Source organism: Streptoalloteichus hindustanus (assembly GCF_900129375.1).
GTDB lineage: Bacteria > Actinomycetota > Actinomycetes > Mycobacteriales > Pseudonocardiaceae > Streptoalloteichus > Streptoalloteichus hindustanus.
The window spans coordinates 264,236-289,878 of the sequence record NZ_FQVN01000007.1 but is presented as its reverse complement, the minus strand read 5'-3'; the positions used below and the strand labels follow the sequence as shown (position 1 = coordinate 289,878).

General features: G+C 71.2%; 19 protein-coding genes. 12 read left to right on the top strand and 7 right to left on the bottom strand.

Annotated features, from left to right (window positions below):
* Positions 1–246 precede the first annotated feature (246 nt).
* Positions 247–1,707 carry an alpha/beta hydrolase gene (locus BUE43_RS22950; protein ID WP_083960040.1) on the top strand — a complete coding sequence of 487 codons (1,461 nt, stop codon included), beginning with the start codon at positions 247–249 and terminating at the stop codon, positions 1,705–1,707.
* A 161-nt stretch (positions 1,708–1,868) separates the two neighbouring features.
* Here BUE43_RS22950 and BUE43_RS22945 read toward each other — a convergent pair whose 3' ends face one another.
* On the bottom strand, positions 1,869–2,843 hold the full coding sequence (locus BUE43_RS22945; RefSeq protein WP_073486703.1) for a hypothetical protein: 975 nt from the start codon (positions 2,841–2,843) through the stop codon (positions 1,869–1,871).
* Between the two features lie 160 nt (positions 2,844–3,003).
* Here BUE43_RS22945 and BUE43_RS22940 point away from each other — a divergent pair, with 160 nt between their 5' ends.
* Positions 3,004–3,837: a helix-turn-helix domain-containing protein gene (locus BUE43_RS22940; protein WP_407697137.1), complete on the top strand. Its 834-nt coding sequence runs from the start codon at positions 3,004–3,006 to the stop codon at positions 3,835–3,837.
* 219 nt (positions 3,838–4,056) lie between these two features.
* Here the strand turns inward: BUE43_RS22940 and BUE43_RS22935 are convergent, their stop codons facing one another.
* Positions 4,057–4,794, bottom strand: coding sequence for an SAM-dependent methyltransferase (locus BUE43_RS22935; protein WP_073486699.1), 738 nt, complete (start codon positions 4,792–4,794; stop codon positions 4,057–4,059).
* 421 nt (positions 4,795–5,215) lie between these two features.
* On the opposite strand from BUE43_RS22935, the gene BUE43_RS33620 reads away from it, so the two are divergent.
* The gene (locus BUE43_RS33620; RefSeq protein WP_143174326.1) at positions 5,216–5,839 is read left to right on the top strand and encodes a hypothetical protein; all 624 of its coding nucleotides are present in this window, start codon (positions 5,216–5,218) and stop codon (positions 5,837–5,839) included.
* Positions 5,840–6,312: 473 nt separating this feature from the next.
* Here BUE43_RS33620 and BUE43_RS22925 read toward each other — a convergent pair whose 3' ends face one another.
* Positions 6,313–7,218: a MerR family transcriptional regulator gene (locus tag BUE43_RS22925; RefSeq protein WP_073486878.1), complete on the bottom strand. Its 906-nt coding sequence runs from the start codon at positions 7,216–7,218 to the stop codon at positions 6,313–6,315.
* Between the two features lie 44 nt (positions 7,219–7,262).
* Between BUE43_RS22925 and BUE43_RS22920 the strand changes: the two genes are divergently transcribed.
* Positions 7,263–8,000 (top strand): maleylpyruvate isomerase family mycothiol-dependent enzyme, encoded by a 738-nt coding sequence (locus tag BUE43_RS22920; protein ID WP_073486695.1) that lies wholly within the window; start codon positions 7,263–7,265, stop codon positions 7,998–8,000.
* An 81-nt stretch (positions 8,001–8,081) separates the two neighbouring features.
* Here BUE43_RS22920 and BUE43_RS36020 read toward each other — a convergent pair whose 3' ends face one another.
* On the bottom strand, positions 8,082–8,312 hold the full coding sequence (locus BUE43_RS36020; protein WP_073486693.1) for an Imm1 family immunity protein: 231 nt from the start codon (positions 8,310–8,312) through the stop codon (positions 8,082–8,084).
* 418 nt (positions 8,313–8,730) lie between these two features.
* Here BUE43_RS36020 and BUE43_RS22910 point away from each other — a divergent pair, with 418 nt between their 5' ends.
* From BUE43_RS22910 to BUE43_RS22895, 4 genes are all read left to right on the top strand, one after another.
* Positions 8,731–9,546: an alpha/beta fold hydrolase gene (locus tag BUE43_RS22910; RefSeq protein ID WP_073486876.1), complete on the top strand. Its 816-nt coding sequence runs from the start codon at positions 8,731–8,733 to the stop codon at positions 9,544–9,546.
* A gap of 294 nt (positions 9,547–9,840) precedes the next feature.
* The gene (locus tag BUE43_RS22905) at positions 9,841–11,103 is read left to right on the top strand and encodes a serine hydrolase domain-containing protein (protein ID WP_073486691.1); all 1,263 of its coding nucleotides are present in this window, start codon (positions 9,841–9,843) and stop codon (positions 11,101–11,103) included.
* Between the two features lie 260 nt (positions 11,104–11,363).
* Complete coding sequence (locus BUE43_RS22900; RefSeq protein WP_073486689.1) at positions 11,364–12,905, top strand: MFS transporter; 1,542 nt, start codon at positions 11,364–11,366, stop codon at positions 12,903–12,905.
* 4 nt (positions 12,906–12,909) lie between these two features.
* A complete protein-coding gene (locus BUE43_RS22895; RefSeq protein ID WP_073486687.1) occupies positions 12,910–13,485 on the top strand; it encodes a TetR/AcrR family transcriptional regulator in 576 nt (191 codons plus the stop codon).
* Positions 13,486–13,578: 93 nt separating this feature from the next.
* On the opposite strand, the gene BUE43_RS22890 is transcribed toward BUE43_RS22895, so the two are convergent.
* Positions 13,579–17,700 (bottom strand): trypsin-like peptidase domain-containing protein, encoded by a 4,122-nt coding sequence (locus BUE43_RS22890; RefSeq protein ID WP_073486685.1) that lies wholly within the window; start codon positions 17,698–17,700, stop codon positions 13,579–13,581.
* 27 nt (positions 17,701–17,727) lie between these two features.
* Positions 17,728–18,033 carry a trypco2 family protein gene (locus BUE43_RS22885; protein ID WP_073486683.1) on the bottom strand — a complete coding sequence of 102 codons (306 nt, stop codon included), beginning with the start codon at positions 18,031–18,033 and terminating at the stop codon, positions 17,728–17,730.
* Between the two features lie 426 nt (positions 18,034–18,459).
* Between BUE43_RS22885 and BUE43_RS35820 the strand changes: the two genes are divergently transcribed.
* Entirely contained in the window at positions 18,460–20,304 is a 1,845-nt protein-coding gene (locus BUE43_RS35820) for a serine hydrolase (protein WP_073486681.1), read from the top strand.
* A 199-nt stretch (positions 20,305–20,503) separates the two neighbouring features.
* Here BUE43_RS35820 and BUE43_RS22875 read toward each other — a convergent pair whose 3' ends face one another.
* Positions 20,504–21,694: an MFS transporter gene (locus BUE43_RS22875; RefSeq protein WP_234995859.1), complete on the bottom strand. Its 1,191-nt coding sequence runs from the start codon at positions 21,692–21,694 to the stop codon at positions 20,504–20,506.
* Between the two features lie 212 nt (positions 21,695–21,906).
* Here BUE43_RS22875 and BUE43_RS22870 point away from each other — a divergent pair, with 212 nt between their 5' ends.
* From BUE43_RS22870 to BUE43_RS22860, 3 genes are all read left to right on the top strand, one after another.
* Positions 21,907–22,461 (top strand): CGNR zinc finger domain-containing protein, encoded by a 555-nt coding sequence (locus BUE43_RS22870; RefSeq protein ID WP_073486679.1) that lies wholly within the window; start codon positions 21,907–21,909, stop codon positions 22,459–22,461.
* Between the two features lie 728 nt (positions 22,462–23,189).
* Positions 23,190–24,092, top strand: a complete 903-nt coding sequence (locus tag BUE43_RS22865; protein ID WP_073486677.1) for an RCC1 domain-containing protein — start codon at positions 23,190–23,192, stop codon at positions 24,090–24,092.
* A 352-nt stretch (positions 24,093–24,444) separates the two neighbouring features.
* Positions 24,445–25,602 (top strand): WD40 repeat domain-containing protein, encoded by a 1,158-nt coding sequence (locus BUE43_RS22860; protein WP_200797642.1) that lies wholly within the window; start codon positions 24,445–24,447, stop codon positions 25,600–25,602.
* The last annotated feature ends 41 nt before the right edge of the window (positions 25,603–25,643 follow it).

The window sequence follows — 25,643 nt, the reverse complement described above, 5'->3', positions numbered from 1 at the left end:
GAGCAACCATAGCCGGGCGGCGGTTCGCGACTGGCAAACGTCGCACCGCACCTCCTGGCCGTGCGGCGTGGTGGTCGGGCTGACACCACCGGGCCGGTAGGGGAAGCCCGACCTGGTCTCAGTGATCATCCCTGAGGTTTCCCCGATCCTGACGGCAGGAGGTTGCCCGAACCGGGGTTCGGTCGCAGGCTCCGGTGGCGGGCGGGCACGCCCGCGTTCTGCACGTGGAAACGTCGGAAGGACCACATGAAAGCCTTGGGCATGGCGCTGGTCGGCGCCACCCTTGTCCTTACCGCCAGTCCCGTCGAGGCGGCGCCGAACCACCAGTCCATCACCTGGACCGACGCTGGGCACTGCGACCCGGTGAACGACAAAGTCACCTGTGAGACCGCGGAGCTTCGGCTGCCGGTCGACCACGCACGGCCGTGGGCCGAGACGTTCGAGCTGCACGTGGCCCGGCGCAAGGCGACCGGCGCGCGGATCGGTGTGCTGATGGTCAACCCGGGCGGGCCCGGTGATCCGGGATCGCGGCTGGCGTTCCAGGCTGTCCGCAACTACAGCCCGGAAGTGTTGGAGCGGTTCGACATCATCGCGTTCGACCCGCGAGGAGTCGGCGCGAGCCGGGGAATTCGGTGCTCCGCGGACCTCCTGGCCCGCATGCCCATGACCAGTCCGGCCAACCAGTCCGAACTGGACCAGCTCATCGCCTACAACCGGGAACTGCGCGAGGACTGCCGCAAGCACAGCGGACCCGTCGTGGACCACGCGGACACCGTCTCGGTGGCCCGCGACATGGACGCCCTCCGCAGGGCGCTCGGCGAACGGACGATCAGCTACTTCGGACACTCCTACGGTTCTCTGATCGGCCAGCAGTACGCCGAGTTGTTCCCCCGCCGCGTCCGTGCCATGACGATCTCGGCGAACATGGACCACAGCTTGGGAATCCGCGAGTTCGTCGCGTCGTCGGCGGCGACCGCGGAGGACTCGTTCACCAGTTTCACGCAGTGGTGCGCACGGACCGAATCGTGCGCCCTGCACGGCCAGGACGTCGCCGCGGTGTGGGAACGCGTGCTCGCCAAGGCCGACCGCGGCGTGCCCGACCCCGACCGGCCCGGCGCCACGCTCCGCACGCCGGAGCTGATCTGGCGCACCATCGGCAAGTTCAAGGGTCCGGACTGGCCCGGCCAGGCCCGGCTCCTCGCCACCATCGATGCCCAACCCGCCCCGCCGGCCCACGGCTTCGCTGCCGGTGCGGCCACCGAATCGGGCCAGACGAGGGAGTTCTCGTTCGCTGCCACGTTCTGCGAGGACTGGCGCTTCCGGGTGACCGAGTACCGGGAGTTCGCCCGGCTCGCCGAGATCCAGCGCGCGGCGGCACCGCGCATGCGCGGTCTGCCGCCCGGGCGCGATCCGGTCGCCCTGTGCGCGGGTTGGCCCAGCGCGCCGAACAACCCCCAGCACGTCCTCCGGCTCGACGGCGCACCGCGAATCCTGATGATCAATGCGCGTCATGACCCGGTCAGCGCCTACTCGTGGGCGGTCAACGTCCACCGCCAGACCCGTGGCACCACCGTCCTGCTCACCTACGACGGCTGGGGCCACGCGGTCTACCAGCGCAACGACTGCACCCGGAGCGCGGTCGACCGCTACCTGATCGACCAGAAGCTTCCGGTCGCCGACACGCACTGCCCGGCCAATCCGGTCTGATCGTCCACTGTGGATGATTTGGCGAAGGCCAGTGATCGGTTTCCTGGCGAGAGCCGCTGAACGGCCGTCGTCGGGCTCCGCACCGCCGAACCTGCTGCTACGACCAGCGCGACAGCAGGCTCGGCGGTGTGCGTCGGCTCATCGGGCAGCGTTGTGGTGCTTCACCGGTATGTCTCGGCCATGGCGTGGAAGGACCGCTTGGGGGCGAGGCTGCCGTCGGGCATGAGTTTGCAGACTCCGTAGGAGGCCATGTCGAGATCGAAGCGCGGGTCCGAGTGGTGCGGGAACTCGTAGCCGGCGAAGGTGAACCAGAACGCGGTGTCCACACCTTCCTCGTCGAAGACCGCGATCATCTCGCGCAGGTGGTTGGCCTGTTCGTCCTCGTCGCGGACGTAGTCGCCGTCGAGGCGGGGCGGGTCGGCCTCGTGGTCGACGATGGCCCAGCCCGCGCCGCCGCGCTCGGCCGCGCCCCGGTAGGTGCAGCAGCCGAACTCCGTTGCCGCGAGCGGCTTGCCGTGTCGGAGGTGTTCACGCACGCCCTGGCGGAAAGCGTCGCTGGTGTCGCCGTAGGCGTCGACGCTCACGATGTCGAAGGGCGTCCAGTCGATCTGCTCCCACGTTCCGGCGGCGTAGGTGACCTTGCCGTGGAACCGCTCGCGCACCGTCGCCACGATGTCGGGCAGCACGGCGTCCAACTTCGCGGCGATCTCGGCGATCCGGGCCGATGCCTCGGACGCCTCAGGGGTTTCGTCCGCGACCGCCCTGATCCTGGCGAGGCTGTCGTTTCCGGGAAGGAAACCGGCGGCGAACAGGCTCAGCTCGCAGCCGGTGACGATGACGTCCGCTCCCACCTCTTGGGCGCGCTCCGCGCAGTCGGCGAAGTACGGCAGCAGCTCCTGGGCGGTCAGTTCGCAGGGGAAGGGGGAGAACCAGACCTCCAGCCCGGCGTCGGCGGCGTGCCGGGCGGCGACCGCCAGCCGTTCGGGGTCACCGCCGGTGATCCGCACGGCGTCGCAGTGCAGGTCTTCGGCGATGACACGCATCTCCCGTTTCACCGCGTCGGAGTCGAAGACGGGCCGCGAACTCCGCCCACCGGGGGTGAAGCCGGTGTCGTACGTGATGCCCCTAGCTCGCACGAGTGCTCCTTTTGCTTGGCCGGCCTCGATGTCCGCTCTTCCGCTCAGCGGATCGGAACGTTAGGCACGAGCCAAAACCACGGTCAACGAAGCTCTCGCGCGCTCACGCCGTTCGCACTGGTCACTACCACAATCGGCGTTGCAATGACGGTGCTGTCTAATGCACGCCGATCGGCGAGCGTTGCAACGACTGACAACGGGAACGCATACTGGCTGCCAGACGACCGAATCGGAGGGGCCGGGGCGGATGCCAGGACGCAGGCTGACCATGGCGGACCGGCAGGGGATCGCCGCGGGATTGGCGCAGGGCCTGGACTTCGCCGCCATCGCCCGCCGCCTGGGCCGTCCTACCTCGACGGTCAGCCGCGAGATCGCGCGCAACGGCGGGCCAGGTCGGTACCGCGCGGATCTGGCCCAGCTCGCCACGACCCATCGTGGCCGACGCAGTCTCCGTCCGCCGGCAGCCGCGCAGCGGGCCGGCGAGCGCAGCGGTCCCAACCCCGAAGTGGCGCGCGCGTTCGAGGGCGACCTCACCGCCGCCATCGTCGAGACTGGTATGCCGCGCACCGCGGCCGGCGTGATGGCTTGCCTGCTCACCTCCGAGACCGGCAGCCGCACCGCCGCCGAACTGGCGCAGCACTTGCAGGTCAGCGTGGCGACCATCTCGCACGCGGTCGGCCTCCTGCGACAGCACGGGTTGGTCCGCTGTGGCCGCGACGGCCAGAGCCGGCGCCACCGGTACTTCCTCGACGAAGACGCGGGCCTTCGCTCCGCCCTGGTCAGCGCTCGCGCCAACCAGCGGTTCGCCACCACCGCCTTGCGCGCCACCGACATCTTCGGGGCTGACACCGCTGTCGGAACCCGCCTCGCTATCGCGGGCCGATTCCTCGAACAACTCGGCAACGACATCCTCCGCGCTGCCGAAAAGCACTGGCGCACCCACCGCGTGCACCGGGGCCAAGCACACCCAGATCACCCAACGACAACACGATGAACGCCGCCACACGGCGCAAAGCCCGGCGGTGCTCTCTGACCCGCTTGGCTTCGCGCCGTGTGACGGCGTGTGTCATCGACGCTTTCTATGCGGGAAACCCCTGCCACGGCTTGAGAACGTCTCAATCCCAACGACTGTCCATACAGGACGCTACTGGCAGGTCTTCACGCTGCTTCTCGGCTCACCGGTCATGGCCCATGACGGGTACTCGGAGTCCGGTCAGTCAGACGTTGGCCGGAGGACCAGGCAGACGAAGCCGAAGGCCTCGCGGTAAACGCGCAGCCATCCGTCGCGGTGGGCGGCCGAGGTGGCGAGTGCCTGCGGGCTGTCCGGGTCGTCCGGGTGGTCAAGGGCCCACTCGGCCAGCGACCCCGTCCAGTTCCACTCGTAGTCGTCCAGCTCGTGGCGAGTGCTGACGTGGCCGTAGACGGGAACCCAGCCATCAGCGATGACGTGGTCGATCGTGGTGGGCAGGTCGGCGTACTCGCCGAGCATCTCCACCGCGTCGGGCGACGGGTCGCGTTCCCAGAAGCCGTCGCCGACCAGGATGCGCCCGCCGGGGGCCAGGTGCTTGCGGGCCGCCGCCAGGGTGGGGAGCAGACCGCCGAAGGCGTGCGCGGCTCCGACGCTGAGGACCAGGTCGAACGGTTGGGTGGAGGTGAAGTCCGCGGCGTCGGCGTGGTGGAGGACGAGCCGGTCCGCGACGCCGAGGGTTTCCGCGGTGTGACGAGCATGCGCCAGCGCGCGCTCGGAGGTGTCGACACCCACGGCCTGCAACTTCGGATGGGCGACCAGAGCACGCAGGAGCCACTCACCACCGCCGCAGCCGAGGTCGAGGACGTGCTCGTCGCCGTCTCGAAGCCCGCGTTCCAGCAGCCGTCGCACCGACTCGTCGTCCAGTGGGGCGGCCACCGGGTGGTGCGTGTGGGCGAGCCTGGAGATCCGTTCACGCTGCATCGGGCGACCCTGGCATGATCAGTTGACGCGAGCAATCGCTTTACCGGGCCCAGGTTGTGCCCTCGGGGCCCGTGGTCAGCGTGGCCGGACCGGCTCTCCTGGTGGACAGGGCGGACTTGTGCGGGGGCGCGGGACCGGACATCGCCACGACCAGTGGCCTGAATGGCCGATGGCAAGCAGCGCCGCGATGGCTAGCCCGATTCCGGGTGACAAGGGTGATGTTCTGGTGTGGGAAATGTTCTCGCGACCCGCGCGTCAGGTTGACCGTCCACAGTCGGTTTCCGCTTCGTTGACGTCAGTGCGGGAACAGAGACGTGGTGGAGGACGTGGTGCTGCGGGCACTCGCGAAGAGCGCCGCCCCAATCCCGATGAAGGGGTAATGATGCATCGAAGATGGAGAACCCGACTGACGGCTCTGTTGGTGGCCGCTGCGACGAGTCTGTGCATCGCTCCGTCCGCCTCGGCGGAGGTGGCCGCCACTGCCACCAACACCGTCTGCGCCCTGTCTCCCGACAAGCAGGGTGTGTACCGGTGGAACGGCTCTGGCACCACCTGGACGAAGGTTGGCGGGCCCGCCAACTGGCTTTACGGTGGTGGCTATGGCTTGTTTGCGACGAGTCCTCACGGTAGTGGCATTTTCCGTTACCTGAACTCGCCGAACAGTTGGCAGCATGTGGGTGGTCCCGGGCGGACGTGGGCGGTGACGAACAACTCGCTCTACGGTCTCGCTCCGAATGGTGACGCGGTCTATCGGTGGAACGACTCCGGCACCGCCTGGACCAAGGTCGGTGGCCCCGCGAGCTGGCTCTACGGTGGCGGCCTCGCCCTGTTCGCCACGGCCCCCGACGGTCGCGCCATCTTCGGCTACGACCGCCCGAACAACGCCTGGGTCCACGTCGGCGGCCCCGGTTCGGAATGGGCCGTGACCGACACGGCCATCTTCGGGCTGAGCCCGAACAAGCAGGGCGTGTTCCGGTGGAACGGCTCCGGCACCGCGTGGACGCAGATCGGCGGGCCGGCCGACCAGATCGTGCCTTGCCCGTGATCACCTGACGGGAACCCATGGGCAGCACCAACTCTCGCCACTGACGGCCGACGAGCCCACGCCGAGGATCGGCCAGGAAGGGCGCGGCACAGCCTGACCTGGGTACCGAGAGGCGTCGACAGTCCAATGTGGAGGCTGCGGAGCGCGTCCGATTTCCAGGGGCCGGCACGGAGTCGTGGTGCGGTCACGGGTGTTCCGCAGAGCAAGAAGATCAGATCGACCTGGGTCGTGATGGCGCACCTGCTGTGAGTCTGTGCGCCGGGCGCGGTCAAGGGCGTGGAGCCGCACCAGGTCGGGCTGCCAAGCCGGCCCCGGCCGGTTGTTCCACGAGGCGGTCGTCGACCAGTTCGGGCATCACGAGGGTGGCGTCGTGGCCGCGGGTGTGTCCGGGGAGGTCGGCGGCCGCCGTGTCCACACGCCGGCGTGCGAAGCCTCGTTGCCGGTATTGGCGCGAGTCGTGGCGGCCGAGAACCTCAGCTGACCGAGTGGTTCAGGGCGTCGAGCAGCCAGGTGTGTGTGACGCCGACTGGCGCGGGTTCGCCGGTGATCTCGCCGGTGAGGTGCCAGTAGCGGCGCAACTGCGGGTGCCGGTCGGCGGCGGTGCGCTGGTTGAGCGTCCGTCGGAACTCTGGGGTGTCGCGGGTTTTGAGCGCTGCGGCGTGGGCCGCGACGAACTGGTCGAGTGCGGGCCCGGGTTTGGGTGGGGCGCCGGCTGACACCTCGGGGAACGCCAGCTCGCAGGCGGCGCCGACGGCGGCGTGGAGCGCGCCGAGGTCGGTGATCCGGTCGTGGTTGACGAGGGTGCTGGCCCGCAGTTGGGCGGGGAGTGCGCGGTCGGCGGCGAGGAGCACCAGCTCGGCGTACGCGACGACTTGTGCTGGGGTCGGCAGCTCCGGCGGCCGTGGCGCGCTGACGTCGAGGAACATGCGGACGGTGTCCGGTGGGATCGGTCCGGTGGTCATCGGGTGCCAGAGGCGGACGAGGGTGTCGTGCGCGGAGAACCCGTCCTGCACCGCGGAAAGCAGTTCGAGCCGGGCGGCGCGGTCGGTGGGTGGGGCCTCCTCGACCGCGCGGAGCGCTGAGCGCCGCCAGGCCAGTGCCGCGACCTCGCGGTCGAGTGCGGCCCGCTCGGCGGCCACGGCGTCGGTGAGGGAGCGTTGGCCGGCGAGGATATCGGTGATCGACGGCAGGCCCATCCCGAGCCCGCGCAGCCGTCGGACCAGATTCAGCCGGTCGACCGTGGCCGAGTCGAACCGGCGGTGTCCGCCGGTGCTGCGCGTGGGCTCCAGGAGTCCTTCGTCACAGTAGAAGCGGATCGTGCGGACAGGGACGCCGGTTCGCCGTGCCAGGTCACCGATGCCGAGTGTGTCTCCGGTCACCACTGGTTGAACCTCCAGCTGAGTGGAGTTCCTACGGTACGACCATGGATGTCGCACGACTTGTCGAGGGACTGCGCCAGCACACCGGCGGGTTCGCCGAGGCGGTGGCCGGTGCGGACCCGAACGTTCGGGTGCCCACGTGTCCGGAGTGGCCGCTGCGGGTGCTGGTCGGACACATCGGACAGGCGCACCGCTGGGCGGCGGGCATCGTCCGGTCCGGGCCGACCCCGGTGCCAGACCCGTTCGACGCGGAGCCCGGATCGCCGGGGGAGTGGTCCGACTGGCTGCGCGAGGGCGCCACGGGCCTCGCCGAAGCGGTGCTGGCCGCCGGGGAGAGTCCGGTGTGGACGTTCTTCGGTCCGGGGCCGGCCACGTTCTGGCTGCGCCGCATGCTCCACGACACGGTCGTGCACCACGCGGACGCGGCACTCGCCACGGGTTCCGCGTTCGAGGTGGCGCCGGACATCGCGGTTGACGCGATCAGCGAGTGGCTGGAGCTGCTGTCCGACCCGATCACGCCGACGATGAAACCGTCGTTCGCCGCACTGCGCGGCACTGGTCAGACCCTCCAGCTCCGTCCCGACGCCGGTCCGGGCTGGCTGATCACCCGCTCGCCCGACGGCGTGCGCTGGGCACGTGCCACGGACACCGCGGACGTGACGCTGGCCGGCCCCGTCAGGGACCTGCTGCTGGTGCTCACCCGACGGCTGCCGGCCGACCAGGTCAGGATCACCGGCGACCGCGACCTGGTCGACCACTGGCTGGCGCACACGGCGGCCTGAGAACAGCGGATTTCCCAAGCACAGTCCCGAATCCGCACCGAGTGCTCAATGCCTGGCGCCAACTGTCGTCGTTGACCGACGTCAGCTTGGTACCAGGACCAGCGGTGCGTTGTGCTTGGCGCAGGCGGCTGGCGACGTGTTGACGCGGTCGCCGCCGCCTGCCCTGCTTTGTGCGCAGAGTTTTGTGCGCAGAGTTCGAACTTCCTCGCTCTGCCACTGTACGCACGTGGGCCGCTCTCCTCGTCGCAGGTACTCGGCCAGTGCTTTCTCCAGAGCGGCGCGTGGGATCTCCGAGTGAGTCGGGAAGCCCACCGAGACGTACCCCGGGGCTCAGCCTCGGGCTTTTCAAGTTCGTCGCCGTGCGTATACCACTCGTGGCCGTCCGTGCCTGCGAGGTACATGGCACCCCTGCCGGCCTGTCTCGCTCCAGCAGCGCGACGAGCTCAGCCGTCGCCCTGTTGCCGGTGATGGTGCGTGCGTGTTCCCGCCAGCGTCGATCCCGCCACCAGACGTCGATGCTGGTCATCCTCGGGTGTGCCACCTGGTGCTCCGGGTTGGGGTCGGGCAGTTGGTATTCGGTGTTGCTAGGTACCGGTAGTCAGCGCTACTGTGTACCGGTAGTCAGTGGTGCTGAGTAGCCCGAGAGTGGCTACGAACCTGCCCGTGCGCGGGATCTGAAGAAAGCGCACACGGCGCCTCACGGGCACACGAATGCGAACAGGTGGACGTCATGGCGAAGAACAGCGCGTTTGCGACCAATGCGAAGTGGACCGGCATGGTGCCGGTGGACGACACGGAACTGGCCGTCACCGACACCGGTGGTTCCGGTGTCCCCGTGGTCTATCTCAACGGTCACATGGCCTCGCAGTGGCACTGGCGGCGCGTCGTCGCCGATCTCGGCAGCGGTTACCGGCACATCACCTACGACATGCGGGCGCGTGGCAAGTCGAAACGCTCGGCGGACCACTCGTTCGCGACGAACGTCAGGGACATCGACGTCATTCTGGCGGCCAGGGGAGTGGAGCGGGCGCTGCTGGTGGGCTGGTCCTACGGGGCGTTCGTCGCGGCGCACTGGGCCAGCCGGAACCCCGACCGCACCGTGGGCGCGGTCATGGTCGACGGCGCGCAGCCCTACGACTGGATCGACGAGATCGACATCGAGGGGATGCGGAAGCTGTGGCGGCGGTTCAACCTGCTCTTCCTGCTGATGCGCCCGACGGGCCTGGCCCCGCGGATGACCGGCGAGCAGATGGCGAACAGCAACATCGAGCTCGGCGAGCTCGCCCGCGAGCGTGAGCTGGGGCCGGTGTTGGACAGCATCACCGTCCCGGTCCGGTACGTGAACGCCTCGGGCGCGTCCCTCGGGAGCAAGGGCGACGGCCAGGAACGGATTCGCGCCGCCCTCGGCGCGGTGACCGCCCGCAACCCGAACATCAGGGTCAGCGCGAAGGTCGCGAGCAACCACGGCAACATCCTGCGCAAGGACTTCCGCGCGATCGCCGACGCCGTGCGCGAGGTCGCCGGCCTCGACCACGCGCGTCGCTGAGGGCGTGACCAGGGGGTTCGCGGTCGGCCAGTCGCCGACGTCCTCGAACGCCGAGCCGGCGCCCGCCCCCTCACCGCGAGACGTCCTCGGCCCCGTGCGGGCCTGTTCGCCGTGTCAGACACCGGGTCAGGGTGGTGTCAGCGCGGTGACCGACCGGTGTCAGCGCGGGAGGCAATCGTAGTCGTTGTGATCAGAACAGCGATCACGCAGCGGTTCCAGAAACAGCCACGGTCAGCAAGAACAGCAGTGCCCGGACGCCGGGTGAAATTTGCGGTGTTGAGAAAGGGTTGCGAAATGTCGAGCACGGTGGTCGGGACGAACAACGAGGTCTCCGCGAACGGTGGTGGCGACGAGGTCGAGCCCGGCTGGGGGAAGGTCGCCGACGTGTTCCGCGCGCACTTCGAGGAGGGCGACGAGATCGGCGCGGCGTGCAGCGTGTACGTGGACGGACGTCCCGTCGTGAACCTGTGGGACGGCCTCGCCGACCGCAAGGCGAACCGCCCCTGGGACAGGAACACCATCGTCCAGGTCGCGTCCACGACGAAGGGCGCTGCCGCGATCTGCGCCCACCTGCTGGTGCAGCGCGGTGAGCTGGACCTGGACGCCCCGGTCGTCCGGTACTGGCCGGAGTTCGGCGCCCACGGCAAGGACAGGATCCTGGTGCGCTGGCTGCTGTCCCACCAGGCCGGTCTGCCGATCGTGGACGGACCGCTGACGTTCGAGCAGGCGTGTGAGTGGGACCCGGTGATCCGTGCGCTCGAGGCGCAGAAGCCGCTGTGGGAGCCGGGCACCGAGCACTCCTACCACGCCGTCACGTACGGGTACCTGGTCGGGGAGGTCGTGCGTCGGATCACCGGCAAGTCGCTGGGCAGGTTCTTCGCCGAGGAGGTGGCTGCCCCGCTCGGGTTGAGTGCCTGGATCGGGCTTCCCGAGGAGGAGGAGCCGCGGGTGGCCAAGTTCGAGGACGCCGCTCCGTTCAGCGCGGAGGAGCTGATCGCCGGGTTGGTCGCGTCGACCGGGCTCGACGAGGACACGGTCATCGCCTGGGGCAAGTCGATGTGGACCCCGGACGCCGTCCAGATCCGCGCCGGCATGCTCGGCGGCGCCATGGACCCCGCGACCGACTACTTCCGGACGCGTGCCTGGCGCGCCGCGGAGTTCCCGGCCGCGAACATGGTCGCCGACGCGCAGTCGGTGGCGCGGATGTACGCCGCCACGGTCAGCGAGGTGGACGGCGTGCGACTGCTCGACCCGTCGACGGTCGAGACGATGGCGGAGGTCCAGACCGACAGGACGCGGATGCACGGGCTGCCGGAGGGGCTGGACGTCCCCGCTCACCGCTCCTTCTACATGTCGCTCGGGTTCTGGCGGTCCTGCCCGCCGCTGCCGATGCTCGGGCCGGCGTCGTTCGGCCACCCGGGCTCCGGCGGGTCGATCGGCTTCGCCGACCCCGAGGCCGGTGTCGGCTTCGGCTACGTCACGAACCTCTGGAACTACCGGCCCGACGACCCGCGGGCGGCGAACCTGGCCAAGGCCGTTCGCTCCTGCCTCGGGTGAGGCCGGCCTGACGAGCTCCCTCGCGTGGGGGAACTCCGGGGAACACCGCGGGAACTCGGCGGCCCACCACGGCATCACCGGTGCCGTGGTGGGCCTCGCCGTGCGCGGACGAACCCGGGCTGGGGCGCGCCCTCGGCCGGCCACTCGGCGTCCCGGAGGCGGTCGCCCCACGGGTGTCCGTGATCACGTGCTCAGGGCGGGAAGATGTTGAACTATGGTACAAGTAGTACGTTAGTTCAACTACTACCTGGGAGTTCCGCATGGGCGTGGGACGTGCCGGATGGCGGGAGTGGGGCGGCCTCGCGCTGCTGGCGTTACCGACGATGTTGCTGGGCCTCGACGTGACGGCGCTCTACCTCGTCGTGCCGACCCTGGCCGCGGATCTGCACCCCACCGCGACCGAGACGTTGTGGATCATGGACGCCTACGGCTTCTTCATCGCCGGACTCCTGGTCACGATGGGGACGCTGGGCGACCGCGTCGGACGGCGCCGGCTGCTGATGATCGGGGTGGCCGCGTTCGGCGTGGCCTCGGTGGCCGCGGCGCTCGCGCCCAGCTCCGCGTGGCTGATCGCGGCGCGGGCGCTGCTCGGGGTGGCCGGGGCGACACTGATGCCCTCGACGCTGTCGCTGATCAGCAACATGTTCACCGACGCGCGGCAGCGGGCCCTGGCGTTCGGCGTGTGGGTCACGATGTTCGCCCTCGGGATGGCCGCGGGCCCGATCGCCGGCGGTGCGCTGGTCGCCAGCTTCTGGTGGGGAGCGGTCTTCCTCGTCGCCGTGCCGATCGCTGTCGTGGTGCTCGTCTGCGCGCCGCTGCTGCTGCCGGAGTTCAGGACCGGCGGCGGTCTGCCCGACCTGCTGAGCGTCGGCCTGTCCCTGACGGCGATGCTGCCGCTCGTCTACGCGATCAAGCACGTCGCGGCCGACGGCTTCGACGGCGAGGCGCTGGTCGCCGCCCTGATCGCGGTCTGCTCGACGGTCGCCTTCGTCCGCCGCCAGCTGCGCCTGGACGAGCCGCTGCTCGACATGAAGCTCTTCACCGCCAGCCGGGCCTTCTCCGCGGCCCTGGGCGTCCTCCTGATCGGTCTGGTCGGGTTCGGCGGGATGATGTACCTGGTCACCCAGTACCTGCAGCTCGTCGAGGGCCTCCCCGCGACGACGGCCGGGCTGTGGATGGGGCCGCCCGCGCTGGCCATGCTCGTCGGAGCCCTCGGCGCGCCCCTGGTCGCCAGTCGGGTGTCACCCGGCGTCGTCATGGGTGGCACCCTGGCGCTGTCGCTCGCCGGGTACGCCCTTCTGGCCACGGCCGGCGCGGACAACACGCCGTCGGTGGTCGCCGGGTTCGCGTTCGTCTACCTCGGCCTCGGGGTCATCGCGGCACTCGGCACCGACATCGTCGTGGGCGCGGCGCCACCGGAGAAGTCCGGGTCCGCCGCCGCGCTGTCGGAGACCGTTCAGGAACTCGGCATCGCGGCCGGCGTGGCGCTGCTGGGCAGTCTCACCACGGCGGTCTACCGGGCCGCGGTGGAGGTTCCGCCCGGGCTGGCGCCGGACGCCGCCGAGGCGTACCGCGACAGCCTGTCCCGAGCGTCGTCCCAGGTGTCGGCCGCGGCTCTCGACAACGCGCGAGCCGCGTTCACCAGCGGGCTCACCACCGCCGCCATCACCGCGGGAGTCGCCATCGCCGCCGCCGCGCTGGTCTGCATGACGGTGCTGCGTCACGTGCGACCCCTGGGCGAGGCCGTCCCCGAGGCGGAGCCGATAACCTCGGCTCACGGGAGCGGCGGCAACGACAGGTGAGACGGTGGCGGTGGAGCAGGACGCGGTCGACGGGCGCAAACTGCGCGGCCAACGCCGCCGGGCCCAGATCATCGAGGCGACACTCGCGGTCGTGCGCCGCGACGGCGCCACCGGTGTCACGCACCGGTCCGTGGCCAGGGAAGCCGGTATCACCACCAGCCTGACCCTGTACTACTTCGCCACCCTGGACGACCTGCTGGTCGCGGCCCTGACCAGCGTCGCCGACGCCTACACCCACCGCATCCGCGAACTCCTCGACACCGACACCGACACCGACCCGCTCGACGGGCTCGCCCGGCTCATCGCCGAGTCGGCCGGACTCGGTCGTGAACGCGCGCTCGCCGAACGCGAACTGTCGACACTGGCGGCCCGCCGGCCCGCGCTGCGCCCCGTGGCGCGGCGCTGGCGGGACAACGTCGCGGAACTCGCCCGAACGCAGACCGACGACCCCGACGCCGTCGAGGCCTTCGTGGCTGTGTCCGACGGCCTCTGCACAGCGATCCTGCTCGGCGACCGCGAGGCCGACCCGGAGCACATCCGGGCGGTCCTCGCCAGGACGCTGCTGGGAGCCGGCCGATAGGCCGGACGGACACCGGGCCGCGGCCGGCTCCCCGCGGTCACTCGCGTTTCCCCGTCCCCTTCGGGTCGTCTCGGGAGCGCGAGCGCATCACGATCACGTGGTGAGGTCGCGCCGTGGCCGGCTTCGCGCTGTCTCGGCGGCCAGGGCATCCAGGTTCCACCTGGCTCGCAGGTCGTCGGCGAGCGCGGCGGCGGCGGTGGGGTCGACGAGGGCGAGGCCGATCACGAACTCGCCCCACGAAGGCGTGATGAGCACTCCGGGCGCGATGCCCCAGGAACCGGAGGTGAGGGCCCTGGCGAGAAGGTGACGCGCCCGGGTCATCAGGGGCGTCGGGTCGTGGTCCGGTCCCGGGGCCGGCGCCGACCTCCTGCCCGCCTCCGCGATCGACCCCGCGAGGCGGGCCAACGCGTCGGCCCGGGCGCGCGGGTCGGGGAGCTGTCCGATCAGCGTCTCGGCCCGCGCGTGGTCGCCGGCGGCGCTCGCCGCCGTGACGAGGAGGTTCAACACCCACTCCCGCCGCTGCGGCGGCGATTCGGCGATCTGCCCGACCAGTGCTGCCGCTGCGCCGACCAGCCGGACGGCTCGACCGCGGTCACCGCCGGCGGCTGCCACCTCCGCGAGCCGGGTCAACGCGCTGATCCGGTGATGGGGATCGGTGATCTGGAAGGTCAGCGCTTCGGCCCGGTGGTGGTCACCGGTGACAGCCACCGCCGCCACGAACCCCGCCAGCGCCGCCTCCCACTGCCCCCGGTCGGTGATGCGCCCGATGAGCGCCTGGGCCACGGCGACCAACCGGGCGGGCTGGTCGTGATAGCCGGCCACGGCCAGCGCCAGCCCGGCCAACACCTCCACTCGCTGGTGGAGGTCGGGGAGGGTCCCCGTGAACGACTCCGTCAGGTGGGTCAACCGGGTAACCCGGCCGTGGTCGCCCCCGGCAGCCGCCAGCGCGACGAGTCTGACGAGGATCCGCACGTCGAGATGGCTGATCTGCCAGACCAGCGCCTCGGCCCGGTCGCCGTCGCCGCAGACGGCCACCGCGGCGGCCAGTTCGGGCAGCAGCAGGTCCCGCACGCCCGGGTCGGCCTCCCGTCGGATGAGCGCCTCCGCCGCGTCGGCCATCAGCGCGGCGCGTCCGTGGTCCCCGCCGACCGCCAACGCCTCCACGAGGTGCACCACCAGGAACTTGTCGGTGATCCCGACCTGGTCGTCCGGTTCCTCCGCGCGGACGAGCAGCCGAGCGGCCCGGTCGTGGTCGCCCCGGGCCGCCACCGCTGTCGCGACCCTGATCAACGCCCACGCCCGGGGGACCCGGTCGGTGACCTGCCCGGCGAGCGCCTCGGCGAGGTCGTGGTCGCCGCCGGCGGCCACCGCCGCCGCGATCGCGCCCATCACCGACTCCCGGTACGGGCTGCCGCTGCGCCTGATGAGCTCCTGCGACTCCCCGGCCCAGCGCGCGGCTCGCCCCCGGTCGCCGCAGGCCGCGACCACTTCCACCAACACGGGCAACACCTGGGTGCGGGCCTGCGGGTCGACGACCTGCCTGGCGAGCACGTCGGCCTCGGCGAGCAGCCACGCGGCGCGTTCGCCGTGCGGGACCGCTGCCGCGGCGAGCCTGGCCAACGCGTTCGCCCGTTCGTAGGGACTGCTGATCTGCCCGGCGAGTGCCCTGGCCCGCTCGTAGTCACCACCGGCGACCACCGCGGCCACGAGTTCCCGCATCGAGTGCTGCCGGTGGTAGGGCTCGGCGATCTGCTCGACGAGCGTCTGCGCCTCCCGGGTCAGTCGGGCGGCCCGCTCGCGGTCGCCGCTGAGAGCCACGAGCTCCACGAGCCGAATCGACATCCCCACCCGCTCCAGCGGCTGGACGGTCTTCCGCACGCGGGTCTCCGCCTCGTCCACCAGCCGGGCCACCAGCGCGGGATCACCGCCGTCGACCACCGCGGCGGCGAGTTCGGCCAGCCTCCACGTCGGCGCACCGGGGGACGTGGTCGGCCCGGTGAGCGCCTCCGCCTCGGCGACCAGCCGGGCGGCCCGCTCGCGGTCACCCCCGACCGCCACCGACTCGGCGAGTTCGGCCAGCGCCGAGACCTGGAACAGGTCCGTGGCCTGCTTGATGACCGCCTCGGCCTCGTCGGCCCACTGGGCGGCCCGCTCGCGATCGCCGGCGGCCGCCACCGCTTTCACCAGCGCGCACCACGCCTTCGTCCGCTTCCCCCGGTCGGTGATGCTGCTGACGAGGGCTTCGGCGTGGGCGAACTGACCGATCCGGGCCCAGGCCGCGGGGAGCTCGTCGGGGATGAAGCTGTAGTGGCCGGTGAGGTGGTCCCGGTAGGCGGTGAGGCGGACGAGGCTGGTGAGGTCGGGGTGGGGCTGGGCGAGGATGAGCCGCTGGGCGACGTCGATCTCGCCGAGGGCCAGTGCGTCGCCGCCGGTGAGGGCGCGCATGCGGTGGTGCCGGGCCCGGTCGGTCCCGCAGGTGACCAGCCGGGGCTGGTCCTCGACGCTGGCGAGCATGCCGGAGTAGTGGCGCATCAGGTACTGCGGGGTGTCGGCGGGCCAGCCCTTCCGCTGGTAGGTCCGGGCCCAGTCGTGCAGCCGGTCGCGGTAGGCGGCCAGCGCGGCGCCGTACCGCTGCTCGGCCGTCAGCCGCAGGGTCTCGTGGGCGAACAGGTACACCCGCTCGTCCGGCCGCCCCGGTCCCGGAGCGCCGCGGCTGCGGACGGTGCGGCCGAACAACCCGCCCAGCAGGGGTTCGATCTCGAAGCGCGACCGCGCGGTCAGGTGCTCCAGGTCCGCCAGGGTCAGGCCGCCGCCCGCGGCGGTGATCAACCCGAGCACATCGCGGTGCAGGTGGTCCCCGGCCAACAGCAGGTTGAGCTCCTGCACGGCCGTGCGCTCCATGTCACGGGCGTGCGCGGAGACGTCGAGCCGCCTCGCGGTGACCCTGCGCAGCGGGTGGTCGCAGGGGACGTCGTTGGGGAGCGAAGGGTGCGGACGACCGGCGACCAGGACCCGCACCTCGGGTGGCGGACGGCGGGGCAGCAGTTCGGCGATGCTGCCGCCGACGCTCCGGTCCTCGTCGAGGCCGTCGATCACCAGCAGCACCCGGCGGCCGGCCTCGCGCGCCCGGCTCGCCGCGTCGCCGAGCAGCCGCAGCAGGGTGCCCCGCTGTGCGCCGGCGAGCAGCGGGGTGTCCGCGGGCTCGCCGGTGAGGGCCGCGAGCTGGTGGATGAGGGCGGTGGCGCAGGCGTCCCGGTCGGACTGGTTGGCCAGCCGGGCGGTGACGAAGAACGAGACCGGGTCGACGCCGGCCGGCGGGTGCAGCACGAACCACGACAGCAACGCGGTCTTCCCCGCCCAGGGCCCGGCCTGCCACCACGCGTAGGGCTGGTCCCCCGCGCAGAACGTCACCAACTCGTCGAGTTCGGCTTCGCGGCCCACGAGCTCGTCGGGGGCGATGTCGCGGACCTGGGCCTGGTAGGCGCCGCGCACCCGCGCGCCGGTGGAGGGCGGGACCACGTCGGGCAGCACGTCCGGCAGGCCGAGCAGGGCGTGCAACTCGGCCCGCCGTTCGTCGTCGAGTCCGGCCAGGGCGAGGTCCAACCGCGCCGCGGCCAGCCGGCCCAGCCCGTCGGAGCGGTGGTGTTCGGTGATGACACCGACGATCCGCTCGTCCGCCCACACCGCGGCCCCGGACATCCCCTCCCACGGCGAGGCGTGCGGATCGGGATCGGCGGCCGGCGCCGGGACGGTGACCTCCAGGGTGCCCTGCCGCCGGTTGGAGAGCACCGGGGCCACCCCGTCGGCCTGGTGCGAGTCGCGGTACCAGCCCGCCGGGTCTGCCGGCGGGTCGGAGCGCTTGAGTTTGAACCGGGGAAACCCGACGCTCCGGACCGCCAGCACCGCCGCCCGGTCAGCGCCGATGCGGCCGAACCTCGGCCTGACCACCGGTGGTTCGGCGGTGCGCGGCGCGATGGACAGCACCGCGATGTCGAAATGGCGGTCGACCCAGCTCGACACCACGTCCGTGGTCCATTCGGTGGGCAGGTCGGCGTCGAACCGGACCCGCACGCTCGCCGCCCCGTCGATCACGTGGGCGGCCGTGAGCACCGTGTCGGGCGCGACGCGGTAACCGGAGCCCCGTCGGCGAGGTGCGCCGTCCGCGCCGACCAGGATCTCCGCGATCTGACCCGCCGCCGCGCCGGCGGCGTTCACCGGCCCGCTCCCACCGTCACCGACGGATCACCGCTCGCCTTCGCGTTCCCCACCGGCGATGACGGGCCGGACGCCGGGAGTCCCGGCCGGGTGCGGGTCGAGCGTCAGCTTGATCGTCTGGGCGGTGCTCGAAGCCGCCTTCCCGCCCGTGGCCGCGTCCACGACCCAGAAGCGCACCTTGGCCCCGGCCCCGGCCTCCTTCTCGACCTTCACCGTGAGTTCCAGCTCCACCGGGCCGAGCTCGAACCGCAGTTTCTCCCCCTCACCCGCGGCCATCGCCGCGGACAACTCCGCTCGTAACTGGCCGATCAGCTCCGCGAGCTCGATCCCCATCAGCCGGCCCTCCCCGCGGCGAACAACGTCCGCCCGATCGTGTCAGAGATCACACCCGGGTTGATCACCGGTCGGTCACACCTTCCTGCGGGTCCGCTCGATCCGCTCCACGGCAGCCGTCGCTGCCGGACATCCAGCAGCGGTACGGCTCCGGGCTGTCGCCCGTCGGTGCCAGACGGCGGGTGCGAGGGGTGCCACGAGGCTCGCCGGATCGGTCAGCACGGCCCGCGACCTGCGATGACGCCGTGTCAGGCCATGTCCGAGGTGGTGTCAGAGGCGCTGTCAGAGGCCGTGTCAGCGCGATGGCCGCCCCGTGTCAGGACGGCCGGCGATCGTAGTTCCCGTGATCAGGACATCGATCACACCCCGAACCACCACAAGGGTCCCCACCAGCGGGGATGCCCGAACGAACCTCAGGAGAGCGTGATGCAGAAGTTCGACACCCCGGCCCCGATCTCCGCTGTCCTGGACATCCCCGCGGGGCGCGTCCAGATCGTCGCCGCCGAGCGGGCCGACACCGTGGTCGAGGTCCTGCCCGCCGACGCCGCGAAGAGCCGCGACGTGAAGGCTGCGGAGCAGACCACCGTCGCCTGCGGCGAGGGCGTCCTGCGGATCAAGACCCCGACGCGGAACCAGCTCCTCGGCCCCTCCGGGGCCGTCGAGGTGACGGTCCACCTGCCCGCCGGCTCGCGGGTCGAGGCGAAGGCCGCGGCCGCCGAGTTCCGCGCCGTGGGACGGCTCGGCGACGTCGCCTTCGACGGCGCACACGGCGTGGTCGAGGTCGACGAGGCCGCGGGCGTGCGCCTCGCCGCCCACGCCGGCGACGTCTCGGTCGGCCGGCTGGGCGGCCCCGCGGAGATCAGCACCCAGAAGGGCGACATCCGCATCGCCGAGGCCGTGCACGGCACGGTCGTGCTGCGGACCGAGTACGGCGCGATCTCGATCGGCGCCGCCCACGGTGTCTCGGCCTCCCTCGACGCCGGCACCTCCTACGGCCGGATCCGCAACGCGCTCAGGAACACCGAAGGCGCCGCCGCCCAGCTCGACATCCGCGCGACCACCAGCTACGGCGACATCTCCGCCCACAGCCTCCCCGGCGACTCGGCGAACTCGACCGGGGCCGCGGTGGCTCCGGCCGACGACACCGCGCCGGTCGCCGCCGGGCAGGAACGTCCGGAGCTGCAGCAGGCCGTCCAGGCGGTCGTCGACGCCGGGTTCGCCAGCGTGGAGATGCGGGTGCGCGACGAGCGGGGCGAGTGGGTCGGTCGCGCCGGGGTGAGCGAGCTGGGCGGGACCGCCGAGCCGCCGGTCAACGGGCAGGTCTGGGCGGGCAGCGTCATCAAGACGTTCACCGCGACCCTGGTGCTCCAACTGGTGGCCGAGGGCCGGATCGAGCTGGACGGCCCGGTGGCCGACCACCTGCCCGAGCTCGGGCTGGACGAGCGGATCACCGTGCGGATGCTGCTGCGGCACACCAGCGGGCTGTACAACTACACCGGCGAGCTCGACGCCGACGGGACGTTCGTGATGGGCCTCCCCTCGCAGGGCAAGGCGTGGGTGGACAACCGCTTCCACACCTACCGGCCCGAGGAGCTGGTGCGGTTCGCGTTGTCCAAGCCGGCGCGGTTCGAGCCGGGCACCGACCAGAGCTACTCGAACACCAACTACACCCTGGCCCTGCTGCTGATCGAGAAGGTCACCGGCCGCTCCTACGCCGAGGAGATGCGGCGACGGATCCTGGAGCCGCTCGGGCTGTCGGACACCGTGGTGTCGGCCACCTCGCCGGATCTGCCCGGGCCGCACGCCCACGGCTACTACCGCTTCGAGGACGCCGGCGAGTGGAAGGTGGTCGACGTCAGCCGCCAGAACCCCTCGCTGCTGGCCGGCGCCGGTGACCTGATCACGACCGCCAAGGACCTCAGCACGTTCGTCTCCGCGCTGCTGGGCGGCGAGCTCCTGCCGGCCCCGCTGCTGATCGAGATGCTGACGCCGCACGGCAAGCTCGGTCTCGGCCTGGGGCTGTGGGTGCAGGACCTGGGTCCGGACGGCACCATCGTGCACCACAACGGCGGCGCCCCCGGCGGCTACGGAGCGCTGATGATCAGCACGCTCGACGGCAGCCGGACCCTGACCGCCTCGCTGACCACCGGCGAGGTCGACCCGGCCGCGGTGTTCCCCACGGCGTTGGCCGAGCTGATCAGGACGGTGTTCGCCACCGGCCAGGCCGGGTCGACCGACGAGGCGGCCGAGCAGGCTCGGCCCACGAGCTGACCGCCGGCGACCACGCCGTGAGGGTGAGCACCTTCCGGTCGCGCACCAGGCAGAGCGCCAACCGAGCCGAGCAGGCACGCCACCGATCGACGGTCCCGTCGGGGACGAAGTCGGCCGAGGGTGTGCCTGCTCGGCTTCGGCACGCGTGGCCGCCATCGCCGCGGAAGGGCGTGTCCGGGCGTTGTCCGGGCCCGGTGTGTCAGGCGCGCTCGGCGAAAACCTCGGCCAGGACATCCCTGGTGACGACGCGGAGGAAGGGCAGCACGGTGGCGGCGGTGATGACGGCGAAGGCCAGGAAGGCCAGGCGGAGGCCGACCAGCTCGGCGAGCAGACCGACCAGGCCGGCGCCCAGCGGTATCGCGCCCCAGCCGAAGAGCCGGCTCACCGCGTTGTAGCGGCCGAGCATCGCGTCGGGCACGACGCGCTGGCCGATGGTGCGGGCGTTGACCGCCCACAGCGTGCCGCCCATGCCGCCCGCGAAGGCGGCGGCGGCGACGGCCCGGATGTCGGTGGTGAGGACGGGCACGGCGACCATGGCGAACGTGCCGAGCAGGTCGGCGAACATCGCCCAGCGGCGGCCCAGCAGCCGGTTCACCCGGGTGACGGTCACCGCGCCGACGAGGCCACCGACGCCGAGTGCGCTGAGCACGATGCCGTACTCGCGGGAGTCCAGGTTCATCAGCCGCGTCGCGTACAGCGGCATCAACGCCAGCCAGGCGCCCCAGCACGCGCACAGGGCGGTGAGGATCAGGGCCATGGTGCGCAGCAGGCGCTGATGCCACAGGAACCGCAGGCCGCTGACGATCTGGGCGTGCACTGTCTCGCGGGTGGCGGCGTTGTCGGCGGTGCGGTGCGGCCGGAAACGCCCGACGAGCAGGACCAGCAGCAGGGCCGCGGCGGCGTAGGAGACCCAGGTGGCACCCAGCGCGAGGCCGGTGCTGGCGGCCACCAGCAGACCACCCACGAACGGGCCGCAGAACTCGTTGCACACCGTCTCGGCGCCGGCGACCCAGGCGTTGGCCCGCTCCAGGTCCTTCGCGGGCACCAGGGCGGGCACCAGGGCCGCCGCCGCGGTGAGCGCGATGACCTCGGCGACACCCAGGAGCGCTCCGCCGCCGTAGAGCCACCAGATCGTCAGGCCGCCCTGGGCGGACGCCGCGAGCAGCCCCCCGACGGCGAGCAGCCGCATCGCGTTGGCGATCCACAGCAGCCGACGTCGGTCCGCGCGGTCCGCCAGGACGCCGACGTGCAGGGCGACCAGCAGCCAGGGCAGCGAGAGTGTCAGGGACACCGCGGCGACCTGGGCGGGGGAGCTGGAGAGCTGGGTGGCCAGCAACGGCAGCGCCACCTTGGTCACGCCGTCCGCCAGGTTGGTGATCGCGGTGAACACCACGAGGACCGCGGAGTTCCGCGTTCCGCTCCTGGCCGTTCCCGCTGGGACGGGTACGACAACAGGTTCGGTCAACGCCCGCTCTGCCACGGCTCCCCCTAACCATCTAAGCGTTTTGGTGGTGTGAGTGTGGCACGGTTCGCTTCCCCCGCGCTAACCGCTTATCCGCATAGCCGGTGTAGCTTTGGCTGACGAGGAGGAGGGAGCGGCGCATGCCTGACCCATCGGCGGCCGCACGGCTCGTCGAGGCGTTCGCCAACACGGTGGATGTCGAGTTGGGCACCGACGAGCTGGCCGAGCCCGACGACCTGGGCGCGTGGCTGCGGGACCAGGGCCTGCTCGGGGAGGACGCCCCCGTCGGCGCCGCTGACCACGACGACGCCCTGCGGCTGCGGGACGGTATCCGGGAGAGGTTGGGCCTCCACGTGGGGGACGAGCCGCGCGCGGGCCTGCTCGCGGCCGCCAACAACGTGCTGCGGCGCCTGCCCGTCCTGGTCGTCGTGGACGGGGACGCCGTCCTGGCGGCCGAGCCCGGTCTGTCCCCGGTCCGCCGCGCCCTGGCCGCCCTCGGGCTGGCGTGGGCCGAACTGGTCATCACCGGCGACGCGACCCGGCTGAAGCGCTGCGCGGAGCACTCCTGCGCCTGGGTCTTCTGGGACACCTCGAAGAACCGCAGCCGGCGCTGGTGCTCGATGCGGGTCTGCGGCAACCGCAACAAGGCGCGCAGGTTCGCGGCGCGACGCCGCTCCGCGGAGCCCGAAAGCTGACACGGCAACAGCGTTCTGTTGTGGCGCCGGCTGCGCCTCCGTGCTGTCGGCCACGGGAGCGCTGCTGTTGCGAGGGGGTCCCGTACGTGGAGCTCCCGGGGCAACTCCGCGCCAACGAAATGATGTCCACACCGGACGTCAGGGCCACCAGGAGCTGAGCTTCCTCGACTGCGCGGCGGAGAGAGTCCGGTATGACCGGGAAATCCGGTCCGCATCGCTCTCCCCTGTCAGTCAGTACACTGTGGACAGAGGACTCGTCCACCACCGTTGACGTCAGATCACGAACGACGAAGGCCGTCAGCTGGGCCGCGGGCCTGTTCTCTCCGCGCACGGCGTACCGCTCGAACAGGCTTTCCCGAATCTGCCTGGACAGGTGATGTCCCCAGGGGAGGCCCACCAACCGCTGATCCGGGGCCGAACGAGTCTGGTCCGCCGGAACGCACTGCGGCGGGACCACGTCGTGGCACCCAGGTGACGACCTACCCGCCGGGCACTTCCGTGCTCGTGACAGCGCCACGAGGTGGCACGCCCGCGACAGGAGAGCTTGGGGGGCGAACGGTTTCGCGGTGGTGGGACTCCGGTGCCGCCCTGGTGTCAAGGGGTCGGAGCGCACCGAGCCGAGGTGAATGTCTAACCGAGACTGTTTGCTCGCGGTGCGAAGTGGACCCTAGGGTCGGGGGCACTGTCCCCGACTCCTGGAGAGGTAGAAGTTGCGGAAGTTGTTAGGTGTGACCACGTTCGCGGTGTCGCTCGTGCTGTTCGGGGCGACCACGGCTGGGGCGGCGCCCAAGCCGGTCGGTGAGGTGCTGACCTGGGGCACGGCCTCGGTCGCCAAGGTTCCGATCCCCGACGAGGCCAGGTCCGGCGTCACCGCCATCGCCGCCGGGTTCAAGCGCAACGTCGCCCTCAAGGACGGTCGGGTCATCCAGTGGGGTGTCCCCGACAGCGGATACCCCGAGCTCGACCGGGTTCCGGTCGAGGCGTGGGACGGCGTCGACGCCATCGCCGCGGGCAACTACCACCACTTGGCGCTCAAGGGCGGCAAGGTGATCGCCTGGGGACGGTGGCTGGAGACCAAGGTGCCGGAGGAGGCCAGGTCCGGCGTCACCGCCATCGCCGCCGGCGACGGCTACAGCCTCGCGCTGAAGAACGGCGGTGTCATCGCCTGGGGTTGGGAGAAGATCAACCAGGGCCAGATGAACGTCCCCGAGGAGGCCAAGTCCGGCGTCACCGCGATCGCGGCCGGACTGAACCACGCCATGGCCCTGAAGAAGGACGGCTCCGTCATCGCGTGGGGAGCGAACAAGTACGGGCAGCTCAACGTGCCCAAGGAGGCGATGTCCGGGGTCACCGCCATCGCCGCCGGCGCACAGCACAGCCTGGCCCTCAAGGACGGCAAGGTGATCGCGTGGGGGTGGAACCTCTACGAGCAGGCCACCGTGCCCACGGTCGCCCAGTCCGGGGTCACCGCCATCGCCGCCGGCCAACTGCACAACGTCGTGCTCAAGGACGGCAAGGTCATCGTCTGGAACTACAACGGCCAGGGCCAGATGGACATCCCGGCCACGGTGAAGGACGGCGGCATCACCAAGATCAGCTCGACCTTCTACCACATCCTCGCGCTGCGGTGACGAACCGGGCCCGCGGGTAGAGCGCCGCACGCGAGCACCGACACCACCTTCCCTCCGTCCACTTCGGACATTTCTGTCCGAGATGGACGGTCGGTGCGGGCCGCGTGCGGCGCCTCCGCTGCCGGTCCGGTTCGACGCCAACGGCGATCGGCGAGGACTCGTCGGTGCCCGCGAGTACGGTGTCGAAGTGGCTGCTGTTGAGGTCGTGTCGCGGGAGCGAGTCGGGAGCGGGACTCCTGTCGAGCGGTTGGTGTGCCATCCGCGACTTCCGCTGGTCGCCTGCCTGGACTCGGCACGTCCAGCGGTTCACCTCTGGGACTGCGGAGGACGGCGGCTGCACGCACTCGCGACCGTGGGCGCCGGGTCGACCGCCTACGACGATGCCAGCTATCGGGATCGGATGCGGCGAACGCCTGCCGTGGCATGGCACCCGGACCAGCCGCTGCTCGTGGTGGCCGGCGAAGGCGGAGTGGCGCGGTGGACCCCTACCGGACTGTCCGGAGTGGAAGGAATCCCGCCCACTGCGTCGTCCTACCGCAGTCTGGCGTTCAGCCCGGACGGCCGGAAGCTGTGGGCATCGCCCTCGTCAGGCGACGGGCACGACGCATGGCAGCACTCCGACATCCTCGATCTCACCTCGGGAACCATCGATGTCGGCCCGGGCTGGGACACCGGGGTCGCGACGCACCCGGCCGGCGGACTGGTCGCCACGCTGATCAGCAATCAGGGCGCGACAATCGGACTGTTCGCGCGCGTTGACGACAAGAGCGCGCCTGCTGTGATGCGAGTGCTCCGCCGCGCGCTGATCCTGGACGCCGACGGGTACGAGACGCCGGTCTTCAGCGTGGACGGACGCCACCTCGCGATTCGGGGCAACGCCTACGAGAACACACTGGAGGTGTTCGGTTTCCCGTCGCTACAGCGCGTCCTCGCAACGACCCTCGGCGAACCCACCCCGGGCTACCCCTATCCGCAGGAGTGGCTCGAACAGATGCGCGCGTGGTCACGACACAACATCGCGTTCGGGGTCCAACCCGGCGTGCTCTGGATCGGGACACCGACCGGGTCCCTTGTCGAAGTGGACCTCGACGGTCAACGCGCGGTCGAGCACGACGTGCTGACCGGTGCCCCGGTGACGGGCTTGGGAACCACACCCACAGGCGAACTCGTTGTCGCCAGCGGTGAAGGCGAACTCGTGCTCGTGTCGGTGCTCTCCGGCTCCGCGAAGACCCGTGCCACGAACGACAACGCGGCACGGGCCGCGCTCACGGCCTTCCTGGACTCCACCTGCGAGGTTCCCGACAACGGCGACCTGGAGGCACACCTCGTCATGACCGACGGAGCCCGGACATGGGAGTCGGACGACCTGGCGACAGTGACCACCGCAGCCCCGACGGACCCGACCTGGCTCCAACTCCAAGCGGCCATCAACACGCGCGGCCAAGACGAAGAACCACGCGAACCGGCGACAGGTTCGGACAGCACCAGCAATCCGGGCCGCACCAGCTGAGAGCCCAGAGGTTCGGAAAGCCGCGGTGCCGGCGCAGCGGC

Excerpts from the sequence above, each read along its gene's own strand:
- BUE43_RS22940 (WP_407697137.1), top strand. The coding sequence starts at position 3,004 with ATGCACGCCGATCGGCGAGCGTTGCAACGACTGACAACGGGAACGCAT.
- BUE43_RS22950 (WP_083960040.1), top strand. The coding sequence starts at position 247 with ATGAAAGCCTTGGGCATGGCGCTGGTCGGCGCCACCCTTGTCCTTACC.
- BUE43_RS22885 (WP_073486683.1), bottom strand. The coding sequence starts at position 18,033 with ATGGGGATCGAGCTCGCGGAGCTGATCGGCCAGTTACGAGCGGAGTTG.
- BUE43_RS35820 (WP_073486681.1), top strand. The coding sequence starts at position 18,460 with ATGCAGAAGTTCGACACCCCGGCCCCGATCTCCGCTGTCCTGGACATC.
- BUE43_RS22910 (WP_073486876.1), top strand. The coding sequence starts at position 8,731 with ATGGCGAAGAACAGCGCGTTTGCGACCAATGCGAAGTGGACCGGCATG.
- BUE43_RS22870 (WP_073486679.1), top strand. The coding sequence starts at position 21,907 with ATGCCTGACCCATCGGCGGCCGCACGGCTCGTCGAGGCGTTCGCCAAC.
- BUE43_RS22905 (WP_073486691.1), top strand. The coding sequence starts at position 9,841 with ATGTCGAGCACGGTGGTCGGGACGAACAACGAGGTCTCCGCGAACGGT.
- BUE43_RS22900 (WP_073486689.1), top strand. The coding sequence starts at position 11,364 with ATGGGCGTGGGACGTGCCGGATGGCGGGAGTGGGGCGGCCTCGCGCTG.
- BUE43_RS22935 (WP_073486699.1), bottom strand. The coding sequence starts at position 4,794 with ATGCAGCGTGAACGGATCTCCAGGCTCGCCCACACGCACCACCCGGTG.
- BUE43_RS22920 (WP_073486695.1), top strand. The coding sequence starts at position 7,263 with ATGGATGTCGCACGACTTGTCGAGGGACTGCGCCAGCACACCGGCGGG.